Below are 23,286 nucleotides of genomic sequence, written 5' to 3'. Positions count from 1 at the left end.
AAAGGAAATCCTCACCATGTTAATCGGTCCTTATGTAAACGGGTCCGCCGTGATTATCGGCGGGCTGATTGGTGCCCTTGCCGGCGGTAAGCTGCCGGATCGGGTCAAAACGGCGCTGCCGATGACCTTCGGTCTGTGCTCCGTAGGCCTGGGTATTACGCTGGTACTGAAAGTGAAATACATGCCGGCGGTTGTGCTGGCCATGATCGTCGGCGCCCTCCTGGGCGAACTGATGCATCTGGAGAGCGGCATTGGTAAAGCCGCGGGGTCAACCCGAGGGCTTATCAATAAAGTCTTTCCCCCGGTTCAGGGCCTCAGCCATGAAGAGTTCACTGAGAAATTCGTCGCGATTCTGGTGCTGTTCTGCGCCAGCGGCACCGGCGTATTCGGGGCGATGACGGAGGGGATGAGCGGCGATCCGTCGATTCTGTACATCAAGACCATTCTCGATCTATTCACCGCCGGGATTTTTGCCACCCTGCTCGGCTTTGCGGTCATCACCATTGCGATTCCGCAGTTGATTATCCAGCTGGCGCTGGCGATGCTGGCGGTGTTCCTGATGCCAATGATTACGCCGTCGATGATGGCCGATTTTTCCTGCGCAGGCGGGCTGCTGATGGTTGCAACGGGGCTGCGTATTTGTAACATCAAGCTCTTCCCGGTTGCCAACATGTTACCAGGGCTTGTTTTGGTAATGCCTTTTTCCCATTTATGGGCTACGCTGGTTGCCTGAGTATATGACCCGGTGGGTTTATGCCGGGTCATCTTTTATTTTCAGGAGTTGTCATGGCAGGCGAACACGTCATTTTGCTCGATGAGCACGATAAACCTTCCGGTATTCTGGAGAAGTACGCCGCTCACACCCTTTCCACTCCGCTGCACCTTGCCTTCTCCTGCTGGTTATTCAACGAACGCGGCCAACTGCTGGTCACCCGCCGCTCTTTAAGCAAAGTCGCCTGGCCCGGCGTATGGACCAACTCGGTATGTGGCCATCCGCAGCAGGGCGAGACCTTTGAGCAGGCGATTATTCGCCGCTGCCGCTTTGAGGTGGGCGTTGACATTGCCGATATCACTGCTGTTGCTACCGAGTTTCGCTATCGCGCCGTCGCACCCAATGGCATCGTGGAAAACGAGGTGTGTCCGGTGTTCGCGGCGCGCGTCACCAGCCCCGTTCAGGCAAACCATGACGAAGTTATCGAATATCAGTGGGGCGAACTCGACGCTATTTTTGAGGCGCTGAAGCTGACGCCATGGGCCTTTAGCCCATGGATGGTGATGGAAGCGGCCGATGACAACGCGCGTCAGGCGCTTATTGCCTTCGCAGGCCGCTGAGTCGTTTCACAACCGTAGGCCGGACAACGCCATCCGGAAATCTGAGATGGTTCGCCTGATGGCGGCTTTGCCTTATCAGGCCTACGCAATACCGTTCATTTCGTTTCGCGCAGACATAAAAAAACCCGGCCAGGCCGGGTTTTTGCTTTTCGCTATTGCGATTATTTCACCGGACGCATCGCCGGGAACAGGATAACGTCGCGGATGGTGTGGCTGTTAGTAAACAGCATGACCATACGGTCGATACCAATACCTAAGCCCGCGGTCGGCGGCAGACCATGTTCCAACGCGGTAACGTAGTCTTCGTCGTAGAACATCGCTTCGTCATCGCCCGCTTCTTTGGCGTTAACCTGATCCTGGAAACGCTGCGCCTGGTCTTCAGCATCGTTCAGCTCGCTGAAACCGTTACCGATTTCGCGGCCGCCGATAAAGAATTCGAAGCGGTCGGTGATTTCCGGGTTCACGTCGTTACGGCGCGCCAGCGGAGAAACCTCTGCCGGATACTCGGTGATGAAGGTCGGCTGAATCAGATGCGCTTCTGCCACTTCTTCGAAGATCTCGGTCACGATGCGGCCCAGACCCCAGCTCTTCTCAACGTGAATGCCGATGCTTTCAGCAATCGCCTTCGCAGAGTCGAAGTTATCAAGGTCAGCCATGTCAGTTTCCGGACGGTATTTCTTGATCGCTTCGCGCATGGTCAGTTTTTCAAACGGCTTGCCGAAGTCGAAGGTCTGATCGCCGTAAGGCACTTCAGTGTGGCCCAGAATATCCTGCGCCAGGGTGCGGAACAGCGATTCGGTCAGTTCGATCAGATCTTTGTAGTCCGCATACGCCATGTAGAGTTCCATCATAGTGAACTCAGGGTTATGACGAACGGAGATACCTTCGTTACGGAAGTTACGGTTGATTTCGAACACGCGTTCGAAGCCGCCAACCACCAGACGTTTCAGATACAGTTCCGGCGCAATACGCAGGTACATATCCAGATCCAGCGCATTGTGGTGGGTGATGAACGGACGGGCTGATGCGCCGCCAGGGATCACCTGCATCATTGGGGTTTCAACTTCCATAAAGCCGCGGCCAACCATGAACTGGCGAATACCGGCCAGGATACGGGAACGGACTTTAAAGGTATGGCGGGATTCATCGTTAGAGATGAGATCCAGGTAACGCTGACGATAGCGCGCTTCCTGATCCTGAAGACCGTGGAATTTGTCCGGCAGCGGGCGCAGCGCTTTGGTCAGCAGACGCAGCTCGGTGCAGTGAATAGACAGCTCGCCGGTTTTGGTTTTGAACAGCTTACCTTTAGCGCCCAGAATGTCGCCAAGGTCCCATTTTTTAAACTGTTCGTTGTACACGCCTTCCGGCAGATCGTCACGCGCAACGTACAGCTGAATGCGACCGCCGACGTCTTGCAGCGTAACAAAGGAGGCTTTACCCATAATACGGCGAGTCATCATACGACCCGCAACGGAGACTTCGATATTCAGCGCTTCGAGCTCTTCGCCTTCCTTACCATCGAATTCAGCGTGCAGTTGGTCAGAGGTACGGTCGCGACGGAAATCGTTCGGGAACGGGATGCCCTGCTGACGCAGTGCAGCCAGCTTCTCGCGGCGTGCCTTCATTTCGTTGTTAAGATCGACTACCTCGTCAGCGCCTTGTGCGTTTTGTTCAGACATGTTGGTTCCTCATAACCCTGCTTTCAAACTTGCTTCGATAAATTGATCCAGACTTCCGTCCAGTACCGCCTGCGTATTGCGGGTTTCAACCCCGGTGCGCAGGTCTTTAATGCGGGAATCGTCCAGGACATAAGAACGAATCTGGCTACCCCAGCCGATATCAGATTTGGTGTCTTCCATCGCCTGTTTTTCTGCGTTCTTTTTCTGCATTTCCAGTTCATAAAGCTTTGCTTTCATCTGCTTCATGGCCTGGTCTTTGTTTTTATGCTGGGAACGGTCGTTCTGGCACTGCGTCACAATCCCGGTCGGGATGTGGGTAATACGCACCGCAGATTCAGTACGGTTAACGTGCTGACCGCCCGCGCCGGAGGCACGGTAAACGTCGATACGCAGATCCGCCGGGTTGATGTCGATATCGATATCGTCATCCACTTCCGGGTAAACAAACGCGGAGCTAAAAGAGGTGTGGCGACGGCCGCCGGAATCGAACGGGCTCTTACGCACCAGACGGTGAACGCCGGTTTCGGTACGCAGCCAGCCGTAGGCGTAATCGCCGGAGATTTTAATGGTCACGGATTTAATCCCGGCCACTTCACCTTCGGACTCTTCGATAATTTCAGTTTTAAAGCCGCGCGCTTCTGCCCAACGCAGATACATGCGCTCAAGCATGCTTGCCCAGTCCTGCGCTTCAGTACCGCCGGAACCGGCCTGGATATCAAGGTAGCAATCGGCGTTGTCGTACTCGCCGGAGAACATACGACGGAATTCCAGCTGTGCCAGCTTATCTTCCAGCGTATCCAGCTCGGCAACGGCTTCGTTGAAGGTCTCTTCGTCGTCGGCTTCTACAGCCAGTTCCAGCAGGCCGGAAACGTCTTCCAGACCCTGCGTCATTTGATCGAGGGTATCGACAATCGCTTCAAGGGAGGAACGCTCTTTACCCAGCGCCTGCGCGCGTTCGGGTTCGTTCCAGACATCCGGCTGTTCCAGCTCGGCGTTTACTTCTTCCAGACGCTCTTTCTTAGCATCATAGTCAAAGATACCCCCTAAGAACGTTGGCACGCTCCGTGAGGTCCTGAATGCGATTATTTACCGGGTTTATTTCAAACATGGTCTATTTTCTTTTAATGGACGAGAAAAATGCGGTTATAAGAGCGGAATCTTAGCGGATTCCGGTCCTTAATTACAGTATAAGAGATGCTAAATTGGCCACAGATGTTCGATGATCAGCTGTAAGCTGCGGTTGCCACGAAACTCGTTGATGTCCAGCCTGTAGGCCAGCGTCACTTCGCGCACGCCGTTATCCGGCCAGGCGGCGGTGTCAACGTTAAAAGCAATACCGTCCAACAGCGGGCCGCCGCCGACCGGTTCAACCATTACCTTCAGGTGACGTTCACCCACCAGCCGCTGTTGCAGCAGGCGGAAACGGCCGTCAAACAGCGGTTCCGGGAACATTTGCCCCCATGGCCCAGCTTCGCGCAGCGCCTGCGCCGTCTCCAGCGTCATCTCTTGCGGGCTGAGTTCTCCGTCAGAAAGAATCTCGCCTTGCAGCAGCGCCGGATCCAGCCATTCGGTTGCCAGCTCGCCAAAGCAGCGCTGAAACTCTTCAAATCGCGCTTCTTCCAGCGAGAGCCCGGCCGCCATCGCGTGACCGCCAAACTTCAGCATCAGCCCCGGGTATAGCGTATCCAGACGCTCCAGCGCATCGCGCATGTGCAGCCCCTGAATGGAACGCCCGGAGCCCTTAAGCTGGCCGTTGCCAGCCGGTGCAAAGGCGATCACCGGGCGGTGGAAACGTTCTTTAATGCGCGAGGCCAGAATACCCACAACCCCCTGATGCCACTCGGGATGATACATCGCCAGCCCGCCCGGCAACTCGGCGCGGCTGCGCTCAAGCTGCTCGCACAGGGTCAGCGCTTCCGCCTGCATCCCCTGTTCAATCTCTTTACGAGTCTGGTTTAAGGCGTCCAGTTCGTTCGCCAGTACGCGCGCTTCACCGAGGTTATCGCACAGCAGCAGCGCGACCCCAACCGACATATCGTCGAGGCGCCCGGCGGCGTTCAAACGCGGCCCAAGCGCAAAGCCCAGATCGCTGGCCACCAGCTTGGCCGCGTCGCGGTTGGCTATCTCCAGCAGCGCCTTAATGCCCGGGCGGCACACGCCCGCCCGAATGCGGCTCAGGCCCTGCCAGGTCAGAATACGGTTATTGACGTCCAGTGGCACCACGTCGGCCACGGTGCCCAGCGCCACCAGATCGAGAAACTCAACGATTTTTGGTACAGCAATACCGCGAGACTCAAACCACCCTTTCTCTTTCAGATGGTTACACAGCACCAGCATCAGATAAAAAGCAACGCCTACGCCCGCCAGCGATTTAGACGGGAACGGGCAGTCCACCAGATTTGGGTTAACCATCGCATCGGCGTTGGGTAATGTTTCACCCGGCAGGTGATGATCGGTAACCAGCACGGAGATCCCCAGCTCATGGGCACGATCGACCCCCGCATGGGAAGAGATCCCGTTATCGACCGTCATGATCATTTGCGCGCCGCGCGCGTGGGCCTGATCGACCACTTCCGGGCTCAGACCGTAGCCGTCTTCAAAACGGTTCGGCACCAGATACTCGACGGCGCGACAGCCCATGGCGCGCAGCGACAGCACGCTCAGCGCGGTGCTGGTGGCGCCATCGGCATCGAAGTCGCCCACGACCATAATGCGCAGGTTGTTCTCAAACGCATCATGCAGCATTTCGACGGCCTTCTCGACGCCGGTGAGGGTACGCCAGTGCAGCATACCCTTCAGCCCGCGTTCGAGTTCGTCCGGCGATTTTACGCCACGGCTGGCGTACAGCCGACGCAGCAGCGGCGAAAGCGCGTCGGGCAACGTGATGGCATCATCCACCACCCGACGGCGAAGTTGAGTCTGTTTTTTCACGCGAATTATTTACCGCTGGTCTGTTTCTGATGTTCGTCGAGGAACGCTTTCATCTCTTTCGGACCCTGATAGCCCGGCACCATGAAGCCATCGCTCAGCACGATTGCCGGGGTACCGGTTACGCCAAACTGCACGCCCAGCGCATAGTGGTTGGCGAGGTCGATATCACAGCTTGCCGCCTGGACGCCTTTGCCGTTCATCGCGTCATCGAACGCTTTATTCCGGTCTTTGGCGCACCAGATAGATTTCATGTCCTGCTCGGCCTGGCTTTGCACACCCTGGCGCGGGAAGGCCAGATAGCGCACGGTGATCCCCAGCGCATTGTAGTCTTTCATCTCTTCATGCAGCTTGTGACAGTAGCCGCAGGTGATGTCGGTAAAGACCGTAATGACATGTTTTTGCTGCGGCGCTTTGTACACAATCATCTCTTTTTCCAGCGCCTTCAGGTGAGTCATCAGCAGGGCATTGGTCACGTTAACCGGCTGGGCGCCGCTGACGTCGTACATCGGCCCCTGGATAATATGTTTGCCGTCATCGGTGACGTACAGCACGCCACTGTTGGTCAGCACGGTTTTCATTCCTGCCACCGGCGCAGGCTGAATGTCGGTGCTCTGCACGCCAAGCTTCGCCAGCGACTGCTTGATAGCGGCATCGTCAGCGTGCGCCAGACCGGAGAACGCCGCGGCCAGCAGGGTAAACATCATTAAACCTTTTTTCATATCCAATCCTTTTAAATCAGCATCATGCACGCGGATGGTGCTGTTGATGAAGTTGACGCAGCCGCTCGGTGGCGACGTGCGTATAAATTTGAGTGGTCGATAAATCGCTGTGCCCTAATAGCATTTGCACCACGCGCAGGTCCGCGCCGTGGTTGAGCAGATGCGTGGCAAATGCATGGCGTAACACGTGCGGCGAGAGCTTTTCGCTGTCGATTCCCGCCAGTTGAGCATAGTGCTTAATACGGTGCCAGAACGTCTGTCGGGTCATCTGCTGGGCCCGCTGGCTGGGAAACAACACGTCAATCGCCACGCCGTTCAGCAGCCACGGGCGGCCATGCTCCAGCCATTGTTCAACCCAGTAAATCGCCTCTTCGCCCAGCGGTACCAGCCGTTCTTTATTGCCCTTACCAATAACCCGCACCACGCCCTGACGTAGGCTGATATCGCTCATCGTCAGGCCTACCAGCTCCGACACGCGTAGCCCGGTGGCATACAGTACCTCAAGCATAGCTTTATCGCGCAGCTCCAGCGGCTGATCGACCAGCGGTGCCTGTAGCAGGCGCTCGACCTGTGCTTCGCTCAGATCTTTTGGCAGCCGCTGGGGTAGCTTGGGCGAGGCCAGCAGCGCGCTGGGGTCGTCCGGGCGAATTTTCTCACGGTAGAGATGCTGGAAGAAACGACGCATCGCGCTTAGCAAACGCGCTGAACTGGTCGCTTTGTAGCCGCCCTGCTGCCGCTCGGCGAGAAGGTTTTGCAGATCGTCGCTTTGTGCATTCTCCAGCGTCAGGCTGCGGTGCGCTAGCCATTCTACAACCATCGTCAGATCACGACGGTAGGCGCTAAGGGTGTTTTCCGCCAGATTTCGCTCCAGCCACAGCGCATCGAGAAACTGTTCGATTCGTGCAAGATCCTTATCCACTTCGAGCCCTCTGCGTGTTAAATCAGCACCATTATGCCTGAAACAAGCCCCTTTCTGGTACACTGACGGCATCGTCATCGCAAGAATCGAGAGCAGTACGTCATGAATATCGGTCTTTTTTATGGTTCCAGCACCTGCTACACCGAGATGGCCGCGGAAAAAATTCGCGACATTATCGGCCCGGAACTGATCACATTACACAATTTGAAAGATGACTCTCCGGCCTTAATGGAGCAGTACGACGTGCTCATTTTAGGCATCCCAACGTGGGATTTCGGTGAGATTCAGGAAGACTGGGAAGCGGTCTGGGCGCAGCTTGATACGCTGAATCTGACAGGCAAAATCGTCGCGCTTTACGGCATGGGCGACCAGCTTGGCTACGGCGAGTGGTTCCTCGATGCGCTGGGCATGCTGCACGACAAGCTGGCCACGAAAGGAGTGAAGTTCGTGGGCTACTGGCCGACCGAAGGCTATGAGTTTACCAGCCCGAAACCGGTTATCGCCGACGGCCAGCTGTTCGTAGGCCTCGCGCTGGACGAAACGAACCAGTACGATCTTAGCGACGAACGCATTCAAAGCTGGTGCGAGCAGATACTCGGCGAAATGGCCGAGCAGTTCTCCTGAAGCTAGTCTTTGGTGGCCGCGGGCTGCTGCATAAGTATCCGCCGCAGGTCGCGCCACTCTTCCGGATTCATGCTGTCCGCCGCGAGCCATAAATGCTGACGCCGCCCGCCAGGACGGCGAATCCGCAACATCATGCCGGAATTCAGCATCCACGGAGCCCCCTGAATATCCCACTCCTGATTACGCCAGCGCAGCCGGGAATCCATCAGTAGCTTAATTTCCCCCTGGTGGGAATGAATGCGCCGCTGGCTGCGAACGCAGTCAAACACCACCAGCGACAGCAAAATAAGCCACAGAGGGGTATAGCTCAACGGCCAGGGCATCAGCAGCACAAAAGCCGCCACCAGGCCGTGGAGCAATAAAGAGAGCCACTGTGAGCGCCAGGAGACGCGTAAATCAGATTGCCACAGGACCACGTTCCCGATTCCGTGTCTGAATAAGTTGCACCATGCGCTGGAGGTTAGCGTCAGCCGGTTTGCCGTGATTCATCAGCCAGTTGAAGAGGTCAGGATCGTCGCATTCCAGCAGACGAATAAAGAGTGCTTTATCTTCGTCGCTCAGCGTGTCGTACTCGTGCTCAAAGAACGGCATGATGGAGATATCGAGTTCGCGCATACCGCGGCGGCATGCCCAGTGGATACGGGCTTTATTATTGATGTCCATAATTTCCTTCCAGCATTACGTTGAGTCTAGTTTAACGTGTTTTTTGCAGTTACTTTACTGGAATCTCACGTTCCGCGCGCCATATTCATAAAAAAACCATGATAAATGAAAGGGATTCATATTATTACGAGCGGCTTCGCAGAACGCGCGGACGGCACAAAACGGCCATTAAAAGCGCTTGCAATGGCGGGCATCTCTTTTACCATGAGGCAATAAGCGCGTTACTCAATTCAGGATATCAATATGGCTTTTACTCCTTTTCCTCCGCGTCAGCCTGCCGCCTCCGCGCGTTTACCGCTGACGTTAATGACGCTTGATGATTGGGCGCTGGCGACCATTTCCGGCACCGACAGCGAAAAGTACCTGCAAGGCCAGGTGACGGCGGACGTCGCGCAAATGGATGCGCATCAGCACCTGCTGGTCGCCCACTGCGACGCCAAAGGTAAAATGTGGAGCAACCTGCGCCTGTTCCATTATCAGGACGGTTTTGCCTGGATTGAGCGCCGCAGCGTACGTGAAGCGCAGCTGACTCAGCTGAAGAAATACGCCGTTTTCTCGAAGGTGACCATCGCCGCCGCTGACGATCGGGTGCTGCTGGGCGTCGCCGGTTTCCAGGCGCGCGCCGCGCTGGCCAATCTTTTTGCCGAACTGCCGAGCGCCGAAAAGCCGTGTCTCCAGCAAAATGAAACTGCCCTGCTGTGGTTTGATCACCCGCAGGAACGTTTCCTTCTGGTCACCGATGCCGCCACCGCTGAGCGCGTAACCGATGCCCTGCGCGGCGAAGCTCAGCTCAATAACAGCCAGCAGTGGCTGGCGCTGGACATCGAAGCCGGTCTGCCGGTTATTGATGAAGCCAACAGCGCGCAGTTTATTCCGCAGGCCACTAACCTGCAGGCGCTGGGCGGCATCAGCTTTAAGAAAGGCTGTTATACCGGGCAGGAAATGGTCGCTCGTGCGAAATTCCGCGGTGCCAATAAGCGCGCGCTGTGGACGCTAACAGGAAAAGCCAGCCGCGTACCGCAGGCCGGTGAAGATTTAGAAATGCAGATGGGCGACAACTGGCGTCGTACCGGTACCGTGTTGGCCGCCGCACAGCTTGAAGACGGCCAGTTGCTGGTGCAGGTAGTGATGAATAACGATATGGAAGCCGATAGCGTGTTCCGCGTGCGCGACGATGCGTTTACGCTGAGCATCAAACCGCTGCCGTATTCGTTAGACGAAGAGTAACACAGGAATATGTCATAGGCCTGAAAGCATAGCGCCATCAGGCCATTCGGCGCAGGTTGCCGGATGGCGGCGTTGCCTTATCCGGCCTACACGACCCCGTGCGTCCGGATATCCCGTAGGCCTGATAAGCGCAGCGCCATCAGGCAATTCGGCGCACATTGCCTATGCGTGTTGCCCCACATACAAATAAATCGCCAGGAAATGGCAGGCACTACCGCCCAGCACAAACGCGTGCCAGATGGCGTGGTTGTATGGAATGCGTTTGCAGACGTAGAAAATCACGCCCAGCGAGTACACCACCCCGCCTACCGCCAGCAGCGTGACGCCGCCAATCGCCAGCTTCACCGCCAGCTGATACACCACAATCAGCGACAGCCAGCCCATCGTCAGGTAGGTCACCAAAGACAGCACCTTAAAGCGGTGCGCAATGGTCAGCTTAAACAGGATCCCCAGCAGCGCCAGGCTCCAGATAACAATCATCAAACCTCGCGCCAGCGGCGAGTCCAGGCCCACCAACAGGAACGGCGTATAGGTACCGGCAATCAGCAGATAAATGGCGCAGTGGTCAAATTTTTTGAGCCAGACTTTCGCCCGCTGCGAAGGAATGGCGTGATACAAGGTTGACGCCAGAAATAGCAGAATCATACTGCCGCCATACAGGCTATAGCTGGTTATCGCCGTGGCGCTGGCGTTGGCGTCAACCGCCTGAACCAACAGCAAAACCAGCCCGACGATCCCCAGGACCAGGCCGACACCATGACTAATGCTATTAGCAACTTCCTCAGCCAGAGAGTAACCCTGCTGAATGAGTGGTTTCTTATCCATTACGCGCTCCGGGCGAACGACAAATCAAGCAACGGCACTAGCGTAACTGAGAATAGTTCCAGTGAACACCTGTAAGCTAAAATAAAAAGATGATTTTTTGTAAATCCAATATAATCAATATGTTGTATATTTTATTCACCTAACAGATGTACATGATTTTACTCAATGCATTTAAATTCAATGACATAAAAAGTGTCTTCGCCGGGGTAGATATCGGCAATAACCTGTTTCAGCTGCGGTAGCGTCATATTTTCCTGCTCAGCGTGGCGCTCGGTCAGTGTGTCCATGGTAACGGTCGACGTGGCCAGAACTTCAATCGTGCAGAAATAGCCGTCGTCTTCATAGCGCCCGACGCGCAAAATATCACCGGTTTTAAAATGAGATTCGGCCGCATCGCGCAGCGTGATGGTCTTGCGCCCGGCAACAATGTCATTCTGAAAGCGCTGAAAAAAAGTGATGTCGTTAGGCTGCATGGTATTATTCCCTATAGGTTTTCAAATTAACGAGTATCCGCCACCGTGAGCATGTTCTCCCACGCCGCTATTGCCAGCCTCAATAATCTTGAGATGATGGTCTACCAGTACGTGATCAAAAATCGCGACACGGTGATGTACATGACCATACGTGAGCTGGCCGACGCAGCGGGCGTCTCCACCACCACGGTCATGCGCTTTTGCCGCAAGCTTCACTGTGAAGGCTACTCGGAGTTTCGCGTACGCTTCAAGCTCTATCTGGAGCAAGATGAGCCCCAGCAGGCTAATTTCGGTGCCAGTGAAATTATCAGTTTTTTCAAAGGCGTCAATAATGATGAGTTTGATAAACTGCTCGATCGCGCAGTCGAGGTTATTCTCGCCTCTGAACGTATTATATTCGTCGGAGCAGGCACTTCCGGTTCACTGGCAAAATATGGTGCACGTTTCTTTTCTAATATCGGGAAATTCAGCAACCATATCGACGATCCTTATTTTCCGGTGACTAACGACATGGCTAAAAACGCACTGGCGATCGTCCTTTCCGTTTCTGGTGAAACCGAAGAAATCCTGCGTTTCGCCAGCCAGTTCAGCCTGCATCGCTGCAAGGTTATGTCGATTACCAGCCATGAACACTCGCGCCTGGCGAAACTTGCTGACTTCAATATCTCCTGGCACGTACCGCAAACGCGTATTGGCGGTGTTTACGATATTACGACACAGATTCCGGTTATTTATATTCTGGAATCATTAGGCCGCAAACTGGCGAAGAAATTAGCATAAAAATACAGGGTGTTTTTTTGATGTAACATATACCCTACAGGGTAATTTGTTATATCGTGACATTTAATATTGCTTTGTTAGACTCAGGTTTATTAAACACAATCAATGAGCATAGCAAAGATGAAAAAACTGACCTTACCGAAAGACTTTTTATGGGGCGGCGCAGTGGCAGCGCACCAGGTTGAAGGTGGCTGGAATAAAGGCGGCAAAGGCCCCAGCATCTGTGACGTGCTTACCGGCGGCGCTCACGGCGTTCCGCGCGAAATCACTCAGGAAGTGGTGCCGGGTAAATACTACCCTAACCATGAAGCCATCGACTTCCACGGCCATTACAAAGAAGACATCAAACTGTTCGCGGAAATGGGTTTCAAGTGCTTCCGCACCTCTATCGCCTGGACGCGGATCTTCCCGAACGGCGATGAAACGCAGCCGAACGAAGAAGGGCTGAAGTTCTACGACGATATGTTCGATGAACTGCTGAAATACCATATCGAACCGGTTATCACCCTCTCCCACTTTGAAATGCCGCTGCATCTGGTTCAGCAATACGGCGGGTGGACCAACCGTAAAGTGGTCGATTTCTTTGTCCGTTTTGCCGAAGTCGTCTTCGAGCGCTATAAGCATAAGGTCAAATACTGGATGACCTTCAACGAAATCAACAACCAGCGCAACTGGCGAGCACCGCTGTTCGGCTACTGCTGCTCCGGCGTGGTTTATACCGAACATGAAAACCCGGAAGAAACGATGTACCAAGTGCTGCACCACCAGTTTGTGGCCAGCGCTCTGGCGGTTAAAGCCGCACGCCGTATTAATCCGGAAATGAAGGTGGGCTGCATGCTGGCGATGGTCGCGCTCTATCCGTTCTCCTGTAAGCCGGAAGACGTAATGTTTGCCCAGGAATCCATGCGCGAACGCTATGTCTTCACTGACGTCCAGCTGCGCGGCTATTACCCAAGCTACGTGCTTAATGAGTGGGAGCGTCGCGGATTCAACATCAAAATGGAAGCGGGCGATGACGTTATTCTGCGTGAAGGTACCTGCGACTACCTCGGCTTTAGCTACTACATGACCAACGCCGTGAAGGCTGAAGGCGGCAGCGGCGATGCGATTTCCGGCTTTGAAGGCAGCGTACCGAACCCGCACGTCAAGGCGTCAGACTGGGGCTGGCAGATCGATCCGGTAGGTCTGCGCTACTCTCTGTGCGAACTGTATGAGCGCTATCAGAAGCCGCTGTTTATCGTGGAAAACGGCTTCGGTGCCTACGATAAAGTAGAAGAAGATGGCAGCATCAACGATGACTACCGCATCGACTACCTGCGCGCGCACGTTGAAGAGATGATCAAGGCGGTAACCTACGATGGCGTTGACCTGATGGGCTATACCCCGTGGGGCTGTATCGACTGCGTCTCGTTCACCACCGGGCAGTACAGCAAGCGTTATGGCTTTATCTACGTCAATAAGCACGATGACGGCACGGGCGATATGTCGCGTTCCCGGAAGAAGAGCTTTGAGTGGTATAAAGCAGTGATTGCCAGCAACGGCGAAAATCTGTAAGCAGGTTTCCCCTCACCCTAACCCTCTCCCCAAAGGGGAGAGGGGACCGATAGTGCAAATGCTGACGTTCGGTTTTCTCCCTCGCCCCTTTGGGGTGAGGGAAACGGCACCACACTACTTCCCGCCCGCCAGCTCAATAAAACTTCCCGTCACGTACGACGCCTTCTCACTCAACAGCCAGACAATCGCCTGCGCCACCTCTTCCGGCTGGCCACCGCGCTGCATTGGCAGCACCGACTTCACACGGTCAACGCGCCCCGGTTCCCCACCATCGGCATGCATTTCGGTGTAAATAAATCCAGGGCGCACACCGTTCACGCGGATTCCCTGCGCCGCCACCTCCAGTGATAATCCTGTGGTCAGCGTATCAATCGCCCCTTTCGACGCAGCATAATCCACGTACTCCCCCGGAGAACCAAGGCGCGCAGCCGCCGATGAGACGTTCACAATCGCCCCGCCCTTCCCGCCGTGGGGTATCGCCATGCGCTTTACCGCTTCCCGACAGCACAGGAAATAGCCAGTGACGTTGGTGGTTAACACCCGATTAATGCGTTCAGCGGTTAACGCCTCTACGCGGCTTTGCGTAAACAATATCCCGGCATTATTAACCAGTGCCGTCAGCGGCTCCGGCTGCGCGTCGAGCTGGGCAAACATCGCCTCCACCTGCGCTTCATCGCCAATATCCGCCTGAACGACAAAGGCCTTGCCACCCTGCGCAATAATCGCCGCCACCACCTCGCTGGCGGCGGCTTCGTTGCGATGATAATTCACTGCTACCGTATACCCTTCCTGCGCCAGCTGTAATGCCGTCGCCTTGCCGATTCCCCGGCTAGCGCCGGTGACCAATGCCAGTGCCATACGTTTCTCCCAAAAAATAAAGGCGCCGCAGCGCCTTTAAAAGATAGTGCAATCAAATGATTACTGGTATTCGCTCATGGGTACGCAGGAGCAGAACAGGTTACGGTCGCCGTAAACGTCATCAAGGCGTTTCACCGTCGGCCAGTACTTGTTCGCCGCGCCCGCCGGGAAGACCGCCAGTTCACGGCTGTAGCCGTGGTTCCACTCCGCCACCAGCTCATTCTGCGTGTGCGGCGCGTTGACCAGCGGGTTATCTTCCAGCGTCCATTCACCCGCTTTTACGCGGTCAATTTCACCACGAATCGCCAGCATCGCGTCAATAAAGCGGTCGAGCTCGGCTTTGCTTTCCGATTCAGTCGGTTCGACCATCAGCGTGCCCGCTACCGGGAAGGACATGGTCGGCGCATGGAAACCGTAGTCAATCAGGCGCTTAGCAATATCCAGCTCGCTGATGCCGGTTTCTTCTTTCAGCGGGCGGATATCCAGAATACATTCGTGCGCCACGTGGCCCTGGCTGCCGGTATACAGCACCGGGTAGGCGTCTTTCAGGCGCGTAGCAATGTAGTTGGCGTTAAGGATCGCCACCTGGCTTGCCTGTTTCAGCCCTTCCGCACCCATCATGCGGATGTACATCCAACTGATGGGCAGAATGGACGCGCTGCCGAACGGTGCAGCGGATACCGCGCCCTGACGGGTCAACATACCTTCAATATGCACCACGCTGTGGCCCGGCACGAACGGCGCCAGATGCGCTTTCACGCCGATAGGGCCCATACCCGGGCCGCCGCCACCGTGCGGAATGCAGAAGGTTTTGTGCAGGTTGAGGTGCGAGACGTCCGCGCCAATAAAGCCCGGAGAGGTGATACCGACCTGGGCGTTCATGTTCGCCCCATCGAGATAAACCTGGCCGCCGAACTGGTGCACAATTTCGCACACTTCACGGATCGTTTCTTCATAGACGCCGTGGGTGGACGGATAGGTCACCATAATGCAGGACAGGTTTGCCGCGTGCTGCTCTGCTTTCGCGCGCAAATCCGCCAGATCGATGTTACCGTTTTTATCACAGGCCACGACCACCACCTGCATCCCCGCCATCTGCGCGGAGGCCGGGTTAGTACCATGCGCCGAGCTTGGAATCAGGCAGATATCACGGTGACCGTCGTTGCGGCTTTCGTGGTAGTGACGAATCGCCAGCAGGCCCGCATACTCGCCCTGAGCACCGGAGTTCGGCTGCATGCACAGCGCGTCGTAGCCGGTCAGTTTCACCAGCCACTCGGAAAGCTGACCGATCATCTGATGGTAACCTTCGGCCTGATCAATCGGGCAGAATGGGTGCAGCTCGGCAAATTCAGGCCAGGTGATCGGGATCATTTCCGCCGCGGCGTTCAGTTTCATCGTGCAGGAACCCAGCGGGATCATCGCCTGGTTCAGCGCCAGATCTTTACGCTCCAGAGAGTGCATATAGCGCATCATCTCAGTTTCGCTATGGTAGCGGTTAAAGACCGGGTGGCCGAGGATCGCATCGTCACGCAGCATCGCCTGCGGAATTGAGCGACTATCCAGCGCCACGTCTTTATCGAGGGTGTCGATATCCAGACCATGGTTGTCGCCAAGGATCACGCTAAACAGCGCCAGTACGTCTTCGCGGGTGGTCGTTTCATTCAGCGTGATGCCCACTGCGTTATGAATATCGCTACGCAGGTTGATTTCCGCAGCCTGCGCACGCGCCAGGACCGCGGCTTTGTCTGCCACTTCCACACACAGCGTGTCAAAGAAGTGCGCATAGCGCAGCTTCTGCCCTTTTTGCTGCAGGCCGGTGGCCAGAATATCGGTCAGACGATGAATACGGTTCGCGATACGCTTCAGGCCCACCGGGCCGTGATAGACCGCGTACAGGCTGGCAATGTTAGCCAGCAGTACCTGCGAGGTGCAGATGTTGGAGTTCGCTTTCTCGCGGCGAATATGCTGCTCACGGGTCTGCATCGCCATGCGCAGCGCGGTATTGCCCGCCGCATCTTTCGATACGCCGATAATACGGCCCGGCATGGCGCGTTTGAATTCATCTTTCGCGGCAAAGAATGCCGCGTGCGGGCCGCCGTAGCCCATCGGGACGCCGAAGCGCTGAGCAGAGCCGAAGACAATGTCTGCGCCCTGTTTGCCCGGTGCGGTTAACAGCACCAGCGCCATAAAGTCAGCCGCGACGCTGACCACCACCTTGCGGGATTTCAGTTCGGCAATCAGCGCGCTGTAATCATGCACTTCACCGGTCGTACCAACCTGTTGCAGCAGCACGCCGAAGACATCCTGATGTTCCAGCGCCTTGTCGGCATCGTCGACAATCACATCAAAACCGAAGGTTTCCGCACGGGTGCGCACCACGTCCAACGTTTGCGGATGAACGTCTGCCGCCACAAAGAAACGGTTGGCGTTTTTCAGCTTGCTCACACGTTTAGCCATTGCCATCGCTTCAGCTGCGGCGGTCGCTTCATCCAGCAGGGAGGCAGAAGCCATGTCCAGACCGGTGAGATCCAACGTTACCTGCTGGAAGTTCAGCAGCGCTTCCAGACGGCCCTGCGACACTTCCGGCTGATACGGCGTATAGGCGGTGTACCAGCCCGGGTTTTCCAGCATATTACGCAGGATCACCGGCGGCAGCTGTACAGGCGCATAGCCCATGCCAATGTACGACTTAAAGCGCTTGTTACGACCGGCAATCGCCTTCAGCTCCGCAAGCGCGGCAAATTCTGTGGTGGCGTCACCTACCTGAGGCGGCGTAGCAAGCTGGATATCTTTCGGCACGATCTGTCCAATCAGTGCGTTTAATGAATCCGCGCCAACCGTTTTGAGCATCTCTTGCTGCTGCTGGGCATCCGGCCCGATGTGACGTTCAATAAACGCGCCACGGTTTTCAAGCTGGCTTAAAGTCTGTGTCATGTGCGATGTTCCTGAAACGTGCGGTGAATCGTGATTGTCTAACTGACCTGCCCGGTGGCGCTTCGCTTACCGGGCCTACACGATGCAGGCCGGATAAACGCAGTGCCATCCGGCACAACCTTACTCGTCTTCTAATAATGCTTCGTATGCGGTCGCATCCAGCAGCGCGGCCACTTCCGCTTCGTCGCTGGCTTTGATCTTGAAGATCCAGCCGCCCGCATACGGTTCACTGTTGACCAGCTCCGGCGAGTCACCCAGTTCGTCGTTCACGGCAACGATCTCACCGCTGATTGGCGCATAGATGTCGGATGCCGCTTTAACGGACTCCGCTACCGCACAGTCGTCGCCCGCGCTAACGGTCGCGCCCACTTCCGGCAGGTCAACGAAGACCATATCGCCCAGTAATTCCTGCGCGTGCTCGGTAATGCCAACGGTATAGCTGCCGTCCGCTTCTTTGCGCAGCCACTCGTGTTCTTTACTGTATTTCAGTTCTGCTGGTACGTTGCTCATCAAAAAATCTCCAGAATAAAAAGGGCTTACGCGACGGCCTTGCCGTTACGCACAAAAATAGGTTTTGTCACTTTGACCGGCATTTCGCGGTTGCGGATCTGAACGATCGCCGTCTCGCCGATCCCTGCCGGGACGCGAGCCAACGCAATACTATGGCCTAAGGTTGGCGAGAAAGTCCCGCTGGTGATCACACCTTCGCGCGCATTGCCGTTCGCATCGGTAAAACGTACCGGCAGTTCGCCGCGCAGTACGCCTTTCTCGGTCATCACCAGACCAACCAGCTGCTCGGTGCCTTTTTCGCGCTCCAGTTCCAGCACGTCGCGACCAATAAAGTTGCGGTCAGCGGGCTCCCAGGCAATGGTCCAGCCCATGTTAGCCGCCAGCGGGGAAACGCTTTCATCCATTTCCTGACCGTAGAGGTTCATACCCGCTTCCAGACGCAGCGTATCGCGCGCGCCCAGCCCGCATGGCTTCACGCCCGCCTGAACCAGCTGCTGCCAGAAATCTGCCGCCTGTTCTTTCGGCAGCGCAATTTCATAGCCAGCTTCGCCGGTATAGCCGGTCGTCGCGATAAAGAAGTCACCGGCCTGCACGCCAAAGAACGGCTTCATGCCTTCAACCGCATGGCGCTGCGCGTCGCTAAACAGCGTGCCCGCTTTTTCCTGCGCGTGCGGCCCCTGCACCGCGATCAGCGACAGGTCGTCACGAACGGTGATATCAATGGCATAGGGTTCAGCGTGTTGGGTAATCCAGGAGAGGTCTTTTTCGCGAGTGGCAGAGTTAACAACAAGGCGGAAGAAATCATCGGTAAGGTAGTAAACGATAAGGTCATCTATCACGCCGCCTGACGCATTTAGCATGCCGCTGTAGAGCGCTTTGCCCGGCTTAGTCAGCTTCGCGACGTCGTTTGCCAACAGATAGCGAAGGAACTCGCGGGTGCGCGGGCCGTGTAGGTCAACGATGGTCATATGCGACACATCGAACATCCCGGCATCGGTACGCACCGCGTGATGCTCATCAATCTGCGATCCATAGTGCAGCGGCATCATCCAGCCGTGGAAATCTACCATGCGCGCGCCACATAACACGTGCTGGTCATACAAAGGCGTTTGTTGAGCCATCATGTCCTCGTTGAATATATCGCACCACAAAACCCAACGCCGACGCCTGTCCAGGCACCGACGCAAACGTTCTCTTTTCCCTGAACTTACCACCGAACACCGTGGTAAACCATCATGAAAAAAGGGGCATCACATTAGCTTATGGCTAAAAGGCGAGAAAAAGCATACAGAGGAATCAACTGGTAAAAAGCGAATTACACCACATTTAATTAACAACAATGGTTAATAATTCAGCATAAGATAATATTTCCTGCGAAAAACAGGGCGACTTTCCCGTAACATAAAAAATGACGGATTAATAAATCTAATGCGAAAAAAGAGGTGAAATTAGAATTTTTCAAATGAGGGGAAAGGCTCCCGGTAGAACCACCGGGAGTACAAGTGTGAGCGACTTAACGAAGCCACTCCGGCAGGTCATTCAGGCCCATCGCTTGACGAATAAGCTGCGGTTTGACGCCGGGTAGCGTATCCGCGAGCTTCAGGCCAATATCGCGCAGCAGCTTCTTCGCGGGGTTTTCACCGGCAAACAGCTCGCGGAAGCCCTGCATTCCCGCCAGCATCAGCGCAGCGCTATGCTTACGGCTGCGCTCATAGCGACGCAAATAGAAATGCTGGCCGATATCTTTCCCCTGCGTATGCAGGCGCTTGAGCTCGTCAATCAGCTCGGCGGCATCCATAAAGCCGAGGTTCACACCCTGCCCGGCCAGCGGATGAATGGTGTGCGCGGCGTCACCCACCAGCGCCAGACGGTGCGCGGCAAACTGCCGCGCGTAGCGACCGGTAAGCGGATAGACCTGACGCTCGCTTTCCACGCGGCACAGCCCTAAACGGTTATCGAAGGCGATATTCAACGCTTTGTTAAACTCAGCTTCGTCAGCCTGCTGCATCCGCTGCGCCTCTTCCGGCGACAGCGACCAGACAATCGAGCAAAGATGGGGATCGCTGAGCGGTAAGAAGGCCAGAATACCATCACCGTGGAAGCTCTGGCGCGCAACGGCTTCATGGGGGTCATCGGTACGAACGGTGGCGACCAGCGCATGATGGCGATAATCCCAGAAGGTCAGCGGAATATCGGCTTTACTACGCAGCCAGGAGTTGGCGCCATCGGCTCCCACCACCAGACGCGCGGTCAACATTCCGCCGTCTTTCAACGTCAAAAACGCTTCGTTTTCGCCCCAGACCACCTGCTGCAGTTCCGCGGGGGCCATCAGCGTGATATCCGCGCTGCGCTCGGCTTTCTGCCACAGCGCGTGATGGATAACCGCATTTTCAACGATATGTCCCAGATGGCTGTAGCCCATGCTGCGATCGTCAAACGCAATGCGGCCAAAGCTGTCTTTGTCCCACACTTCCATGCCGTGATAACGGCTGGCACGCTGCGCGACAATCGCCTGCCAGACATCGAGCTTTGACAGCAGCTTTTCGCTGCCGGCATTAATAGCGGACACGCGAAGCGCAGGCGGCGCATCGGCGGCGAGCGCCTGCGGCAGCGATTGCTCCAGCACCGCCACCCGCAGGCCGCTGCCCTGTAAACCGCAGGCTACCGCCAGCCCAACCATACCACCGCCTACGATGGCAACATCAACACTTTGCACATTAACTCCTTACAGCTCTTAACGGGCGACCCAGCCCAGCGTCCGCTGCGCCAGCACATCGCGTGCAGGGGTAAATAATTCCATCGCCATCAGCCCCGCATTGCGCCCCGCAACCAGCGGCGCCCAGCGGTTAGCAAACAGGTGCACCAGCCCATCGGTTACGCCAATGGTAGCGGCTTTATCTTCTGCCCGCTGGCGCTGATACTGGCAGAGCAGCGCATAATCGCCGATATCTGCGTGAGCAGCGTTGGCCTGCGCCAGATTCTCCGCCAACGTCATCACATCGCGCAGACCAAGGTTAAAGCCCTGCCCGGCGATCGGATGCAGCGTCTGCGCGGCGTTCCCCACCAGCGCCAGACGATGGGACACCGTGCGTGTAGCGGTGGTCAACGATAGCGGATAAACGCTGCGTGCCCCCGCGTGGGTAATACGGCCTAAGCGCCAGCCAAACGCGCGCTGCAGCTCGTCGCAGAAGCGCGCGTCGGACCAGCCCAATACCTCATCATGTTTCGAGCGGGGGTGGCACCACACCAGCGAACAGCGGTTTTGCGACATCGGTAGCATCGCCAGCGGCCCGTATTCAGTAAAGCGTTCGAATGCGCGCCCCTGATGCGCAACAGCGGTGGTGACGTTAGCAATCACCGCCAGTTGGTTATACGGCTCTTGCTGCCAGTGAATGCCGCAACGTTCGCCCAGCATAGAGCGTGAACCGTCAGCGGCCACCAGCAGCTTACCGTGTAGCGTGTCACCATTATCGAGCGTAACGCTGACGCCGTCGGCACGGCGCTCAACCTGCGTCACCCGCGAGGGGCAATGTAGCGTGACGCCGCGCGCCTTGCGTAGCAGGCTAAACAATCGCAGCCCGACTTCGTGCAACTCGACCACGTTGCCCAGCGCAGCCAGCCGATAATCGGCCGCGTCCAGCGTGACGAACCCGGCATGGCCACGGTCGCTCACATGAACGGTGGTTATCGGCGTGGCGCAGTCGGCAATCGCCTGCCAGAGATCGATCTTCGACAGCTGCTGGCAGGTTCCCGCCGCCAGCGCGATGGCCCGAGCGTCAAAGCCCGGATGCCGCGCGGCGTTGATATCTGCCGCTTCAATCACGTGCACCGGCAGACGGCCCGACGTCAGATGCGATACCGCCAGCGCCAGCGTCGCGCCGGTCATCCCGCCGCCGACAATAATCAGGCTCATGGCTGGCGCGCCGCCGCCATCAGCGCTTCGATAGCATCGGCGTCCTTCACCACGCTGGCCGTGAGGTTTTCATTGCCGTTTTCGGTAATCAGAATGTCGTCTTCGATACGAATACCAATGCCGCGATACTCCGCCGGGACGTCCGCATCCGGCGCGATATACAAACCCGGTTCAACGGTCAGTACCATGCCCGGCTCCAGCACGCGGGAACGCTCTGCGCCGTACGCACCTACATCATGCACATCCAGCCCCAGCCAATGGCTCAGACCGTGCATAAAGTACGGGCGGTGGGCATTGTCGGCAATCAGTTGGTCGACTTCACCGTGGAGAATCCCCAGTTTCTGCAGACCGGTAATCATGATACGTACCACTTCCGTGGTCACTTCCTGAATGGACGTACCGGGGCGATACAGCTCCAGCGATTTGTACAGCGATGCGAGCACGATATCGTAGATAGCGCGCTGGGCAGGCGTAAACTTACCGTTTACCGGGAAGGTCCGGGTGATATCGCCGGCATAGCCTTTGTACTCACAGCCAGCATCAATCAGCACCAGATCGCCATCACGCAGCTCCGATTCATTTTCGGTGTAGTGCAGAATGCAGCCGTTTTCACCGCCGCCCACGATAGTGTTGTAGGACGGATAGCGCGCGCCATGACGCGTAAACTCGTGCAGGATCTCGCCTTCGAGCTGGTATTCAAACATCCCAGGGCGACATTTTTCCATCGCGCGGGTATGCGCCAGCGCGCTGATTTCCCCGGCGCGACGCAGGATGTCAATTTCTTCGCCGTCTTTGAACAGGCGCATTTCATGCACCATCGGACGCCAGTCAATCATCGAGTCCGGCGCGGTCAGGTTCTGGCGCGAACCTTTGCGCAGCTTATCCAGCGCGGTGAAGACTATCTCATCCGCCCAGGCGTATTCGCCCTGCGCGTGATAAATCACGTCGAGGCCGTTCAACAGCTGGAACAACTGCTGGTTGACTTCGCTGAACGCCAGCGCGCGGTCTACGCCCAGTTTTTCCGGCGCGGCATCCTGCCCAAGGCGACGGCCGAACCAGATTTCTGCCGTCAGATCGCGAACACGGTTGAACAACACGCTGTGATTGTGGGTGTCATCGCTTTTAATCAGCACCAGCAAGGCTTCCGGCTCATTGAAGCCCGTGAAGTACCAGAAATCGCTGTTCTGGCGATAAGGATACTCAGAATCAGCACTACGCGTGACTTCTGGCGCGGCAAAAATCAGCGCCGCGCTGCCAGGCTTCATTTGCGCCAGCAGTTGCTGACGGCGGCGGAGAAACGCTTGCTGTGTCATGACATCTCCTTTCAATCCCTTCGCGCTCCGAC

22 protein-coding genes are annotated in these 23,286 nt (G+C 56.3%); 6 read left to right on the top strand and 16 right to left on the bottom strand.

Annotation, left to right across the window (positions count from 1 at the left end):
• Positions 1-16 precede the first annotated feature (16 nt).
• Both H7R56_RS04360 and idi read left to right on the top strand, forming a co-directional pair.
• Positions 17-733 (top strand): DUF554 domain-containing protein, encoded by a 717-nt coding sequence (locus tag H7R56_RS04360; RefSeq protein ID WP_106925800.1) that lies wholly within the window; start codon positions 17-19, stop codon positions 731-733.
• 53 nt (positions 734-786) lie between these two features.
• Entirely contained in the window at positions 787-1,332 is a 546-nt protein-coding gene (idi, locus tag H7R56_RS04355) for an isopentenyl-diphosphate Delta-isomerase (protein WP_106925798.1), read from the top strand.
• A 161-nt stretch (positions 1,333-1,493) separates the two neighbouring features.
• Here the strand turns inward: idi and lysS are convergent, their stop codons facing one another.
• The 5 genes from lysS to xerD all read right to left on the bottom strand — a co-directional run bounded on the left by lysS (position 1,494) and on the right by xerD (position 7,580).
• Positions 1,494-3,011 carry a lysine--tRNA ligase gene (gene lysS, locus H7R56_RS04350; protein ID WP_106925796.1) on the bottom strand — a complete coding sequence of 506 codons (1,518 nt, stop codon included), beginning with the start codon at positions 3,009-3,011 and terminating at the stop codon, positions 1,494-1,496.
• Between the two features lie 9 nt (positions 3,012-3,020).
• A protein-coding gene (prfB, locus tag H7R56_RS04345; RefSeq protein WP_106925794.1) for a peptide chain release factor 2 occupies positions 3,021-4,119 on the bottom strand; the annotation gives its coding sequence in 2 pieces (ribosomal slippage) (positions 3,021-4,043 and positions 4,045-4,119; 1,098 coding nt in all).
• 89 nt (positions 4,120-4,208) lie between these two features.
• Complete coding sequence (gene recJ, locus H7R56_RS04340; protein WP_182928523.1) at positions 4,209-5,942, bottom strand: single-stranded-DNA-specific exonuclease RecJ; 1,734 nt, start codon at positions 5,940-5,942, stop codon at positions 4,209-4,211.
• 5 nt (positions 5,943-5,947) lie between these two features.
• Positions 5,948-6,661, bottom strand: coding sequence for a bifunctional protein-disulfide isomerase/oxidoreductase DsbC (gene dsbC / locus H7R56_RS04335; protein WP_106925789.1), 714 nt, complete (start codon positions 6,659-6,661; stop codon positions 5,948-5,950).
• Positions 6,662-6,683: 22 nt separating this feature from the next.
• A complete protein-coding gene (gene xerD, locus H7R56_RS04330; RefSeq protein ID WP_106925787.1) occupies positions 6,684-7,580 on the bottom strand; it encodes a site-specific tyrosine recombinase XerD in 897 nt (298 codons plus the stop codon).
• Positions 7,581-7,682: 102 nt separating this feature from the next.
• Here xerD and fldB point away from each other — a divergent pair, with 102 nt between their 5' ends.
• Entirely contained in the window at positions 7,683-8,204 is a 522-nt protein-coding gene (gene fldB / locus H7R56_RS04325; protein ID WP_106925785.1) for a flavodoxin FldB, read from the top strand.
• 2 nt (positions 8,205-8,206) lie between these two features.
• Here fldB and H7R56_RS04320 read toward each other — a convergent pair whose 3' ends face one another.
• Both H7R56_RS04320 and sdhE read right to left on the bottom strand, forming a co-directional pair.
• Entirely contained in the window at positions 8,207-8,620 is a 414-nt protein-coding gene (locus tag H7R56_RS04320; RefSeq protein WP_106925783.1) for a protein YgfX, read from the bottom strand.
• Positions 8,601-8,867: an FAD assembly factor SdhE gene (sdhE, locus tag H7R56_RS04315; RefSeq protein WP_106925781.1), complete on the bottom strand. Its 267-nt coding sequence runs from the start codon at positions 8,865-8,867 to the stop codon at positions 8,601-8,603. Before sdhE ends, H7R56_RS04320 begins: the two co-directional genes overlap by 20 nt.
• A 243-nt stretch (positions 8,868-9,110) precedes the next feature.
• Between sdhE and ygfZ the strand changes: the two genes are divergently transcribed.
• A complete protein-coding gene (gene ygfZ / locus H7R56_RS04310; RefSeq protein WP_106925779.1) occupies positions 9,111-10,094 on the top strand; it encodes a tRNA-modifying protein YgfZ in 984 nt (327 codons plus the stop codon).
• 162 nt (positions 10,095-10,256) lie between these two features.
• Here the strand turns inward: ygfZ and trhA are convergent, their stop codons facing one another.
• Both trhA and yqfB read right to left on the bottom strand, forming a co-directional pair.
• Positions 10,257-10,919, bottom strand: coding sequence for a PAQR family membrane homeostasis protein TrhA (gene trhA, locus H7R56_RS04305; protein ID WP_106925777.1), 663 nt, complete (start codon positions 10,917-10,919; stop codon positions 10,257-10,259).
• A gap of 158 nt (positions 10,920-11,077) precedes the next feature.
• Positions 11,078-11,392, bottom strand: coding sequence for a N(4)-acetylcytidine aminohydrolase (yqfB, locus tag H7R56_RS04300; RefSeq protein ID WP_106925775.1), 315 nt, complete (start codon positions 11,390-11,392; stop codon positions 11,078-11,080).
• A gap of 51 nt (positions 11,393-11,443) precedes the next feature.
• On the opposite strand from yqfB, the gene H7R56_RS04295 reads away from it, so the two are divergent.
• Both H7R56_RS04295 and bglA read left to right on the top strand, forming a co-directional pair.
• Positions 11,444-12,172, top strand: a complete 729-nt coding sequence (locus tag H7R56_RS04295) for a MurR/RpiR family transcriptional regulator (protein WP_106925773.1) — start codon at positions 11,444-11,446, stop codon at positions 12,170-12,172.
• A 120-nt stretch (positions 12,173-12,292) separates the two neighbouring features.
• Positions 12,293-13,726: a 6-phospho-beta-glucosidase BglA gene (gene bglA, locus H7R56_RS04290; protein ID WP_106925771.1), complete on the top strand. Its 1,434-nt coding sequence runs from the start codon at positions 12,293-12,295 to the stop codon at positions 13,724-13,726.
• Between the two features lie 114 nt (positions 13,727-13,840).
• Here the strand turns inward: bglA and H7R56_RS04285 are convergent, their stop codons facing one another.
• From H7R56_RS04285 to pepP, 7 genes are all read right to left on the bottom strand, one after another.
• Positions 13,841-14,584: an SDR family oxidoreductase gene (locus H7R56_RS04285; protein ID WP_106925769.1), complete on the bottom strand. Its 744-nt coding sequence runs from the start codon at positions 14,582-14,584 to the stop codon at positions 13,841-13,843.
• Between the two features lie 60 nt (positions 14,585-14,644).
• Entirely contained in the window at positions 14,645-17,518 is a 2,874-nt protein-coding gene (gcvP, locus tag H7R56_RS04280; protein WP_106925767.1) for an aminomethyl-transferring glycine dehydrogenase, read from the bottom strand.
• A gap of 120 nt (positions 17,519-17,638) precedes the next feature.
• Entirely contained in the window at positions 17,639-18,028 is a 390-nt protein-coding gene (gene gcvH / locus H7R56_RS04275) for a glycine cleavage system protein GcvH (protein WP_052281990.1), read from the bottom strand.
• Positions 18,029-18,054: 26 nt separating this feature from the next.
• The gene (gene gcvT, locus H7R56_RS04270; protein WP_106925765.1) at positions 18,055-19,149 is read right to left on the bottom strand and encodes a glycine cleavage system aminomethyltransferase GcvT; all 1,095 of its coding nucleotides are present in this window, start codon (positions 19,147-19,149) and stop codon (positions 18,055-18,057) included.
• A 392-nt stretch (positions 19,150-19,541) separates the two neighbouring features.
• The gene (gene ubiI / locus H7R56_RS04265; protein WP_106925763.1) at positions 19,542-20,744 is read right to left on the bottom strand and encodes an FAD-dependent 2-octaprenylphenol hydroxylase; all 1,203 of its coding nucleotides are present in this window, start codon (positions 20,742-20,744) and stop codon (positions 19,542-19,544) included.
• Positions 20,745-20,762: 18 nt separating this feature from the next.
• A complete protein-coding gene (gene ubiH, locus H7R56_RS04260; RefSeq protein ID WP_106925761.1) occupies positions 20,763-21,941 on the bottom strand; it encodes a 2-octaprenyl-6-methoxyphenyl hydroxylase in 1,179 nt (392 codons plus the stop codon).
• The gene (gene pepP / locus H7R56_RS04255) at positions 21,938-23,254 is read right to left on the bottom strand and encodes a Xaa-Pro aminopeptidase (protein WP_106925759.1); all 1,317 of its coding nucleotides are present in this window, start codon (positions 23,252-23,254) and stop codon (positions 21,938-21,940) included. The genes ubiH and pepP overlap by 4 nt, the downstream gene beginning before the upstream one ends.
• Positions 23,255-23,286 lie beyond the last annotated feature (32 nt).

The sequence above is a fragment of the Klebsiella sp. WP3-W18-ESBL-02 genome, from assembly GCF_014168815.1.
Lineage (GTDB): Bacteria > Pseudomonadota > Gammaproteobacteria > Enterobacterales > Enterobacteriaceae > Kluyvera > Kluyvera ascorbata_B.
This window is presented reverse-complemented; position numbering and strand designations above follow the sequence as displayed.

Excerpts from the sequence above, each read along its gene's own strand:
- H7R56_RS04360 (WP_106925800.1), top strand. The coding sequence starts at position 17 with ATGTTAATCGGTCCTTATGTAAACGGGTCCGCCGTGATTATCGGCGGG.
- idi (WP_106925798.1), top strand. The coding sequence starts at position 787 with ATGGCAGGCGAACACGTCATTTTGCTCGATGAGCACGATAAACCTTCC.
- lysS (WP_106925796.1), bottom strand. The coding sequence starts at position 3,011 with ATGTCTGAACAAAACGCACAAGGCGCTGACGAGGTAGTCGATCTTAAC.
- dsbC (WP_106925789.1), bottom strand. The coding sequence starts at position 6,661 with ATGAAAAAAGGTTTAATGATGTTTACCCTGCTGGCCGCGGCGTTCTCC.
- fldB (WP_106925785.1), top strand. The coding sequence starts at position 7,683 with ATGAATATCGGTCTTTTTTATGGTTCCAGCACCTGCTACACCGAGATG.
- sdhE (WP_106925781.1), bottom strand. The coding sequence starts at position 8,867 with ATGGACATCAATAATAAAGCCCGTATCCACTGGGCATGCCGCCGCGGT.
- ygfZ (WP_106925779.1), top strand. The coding sequence starts at position 9,111 with ATGGCTTTTACTCCTTTTCCTCCGCGTCAGCCTGCCGCCTCCGCGCGT.
- trhA (WP_106925777.1), bottom strand. The coding sequence starts at position 10,919 with ATGGATAAGAAACCACTCATTCAGCAGGGTTACTCTCTGGCTGAGGAA.
- yqfB (WP_106925775.1), bottom strand. The coding sequence starts at position 11,392 with ATGCAGCCTAACGACATCACTTTTTTTCAGCGCTTTCAGAATGACATT.
- H7R56_RS04295 (WP_106925773.1), top strand. The coding sequence starts at position 11,444 with ATGTTCTCCCACGCCGCTATTGCCAGCCTCAATAATCTTGAGATGATG.
- bglA (WP_106925771.1), top strand. The coding sequence starts at position 12,293 with ATGAAAAAACTGACCTTACCGAAAGACTTTTTATGGGGCGGCGCAGTG.
- H7R56_RS04285 (WP_106925769.1), bottom strand. The coding sequence starts at position 14,584 with ATGGCACTGGCATTGGTCACCGGCGCTAGCCGGGGAATCGGCAAGGCG.
- gcvP (WP_106925767.1), bottom strand. The coding sequence starts at position 17,518 with ATGACACAGACTTTAAGCCAGCTTGAAAACCGTGGCGCGTTTATTGAA.
- gcvH (WP_052281990.1), bottom strand. The coding sequence starts at position 18,028 with ATGAGCAACGTACCAGCAGAACTGAAATACAGTAAAGAACACGAGTGG.
- gcvT (WP_106925765.1), bottom strand. The coding sequence starts at position 19,149 with ATGGCTCAACAAACGCCTTTGTATGACCAGCACGTGTTATGTGGCGCG.
- ubiH (WP_106925761.1), bottom strand. The coding sequence starts at position 21,941 with ATGAGCCTGATTATTGTCGGCGGCGGGATGACCGGCGCGACGCTGGCG.
- pepP (WP_106925759.1), bottom strand. The coding sequence starts at position 23,254 with ATGACACAGCAAGCGTTTCTCCGCCGCCGTCAGCAACTGCTGGCGCAA.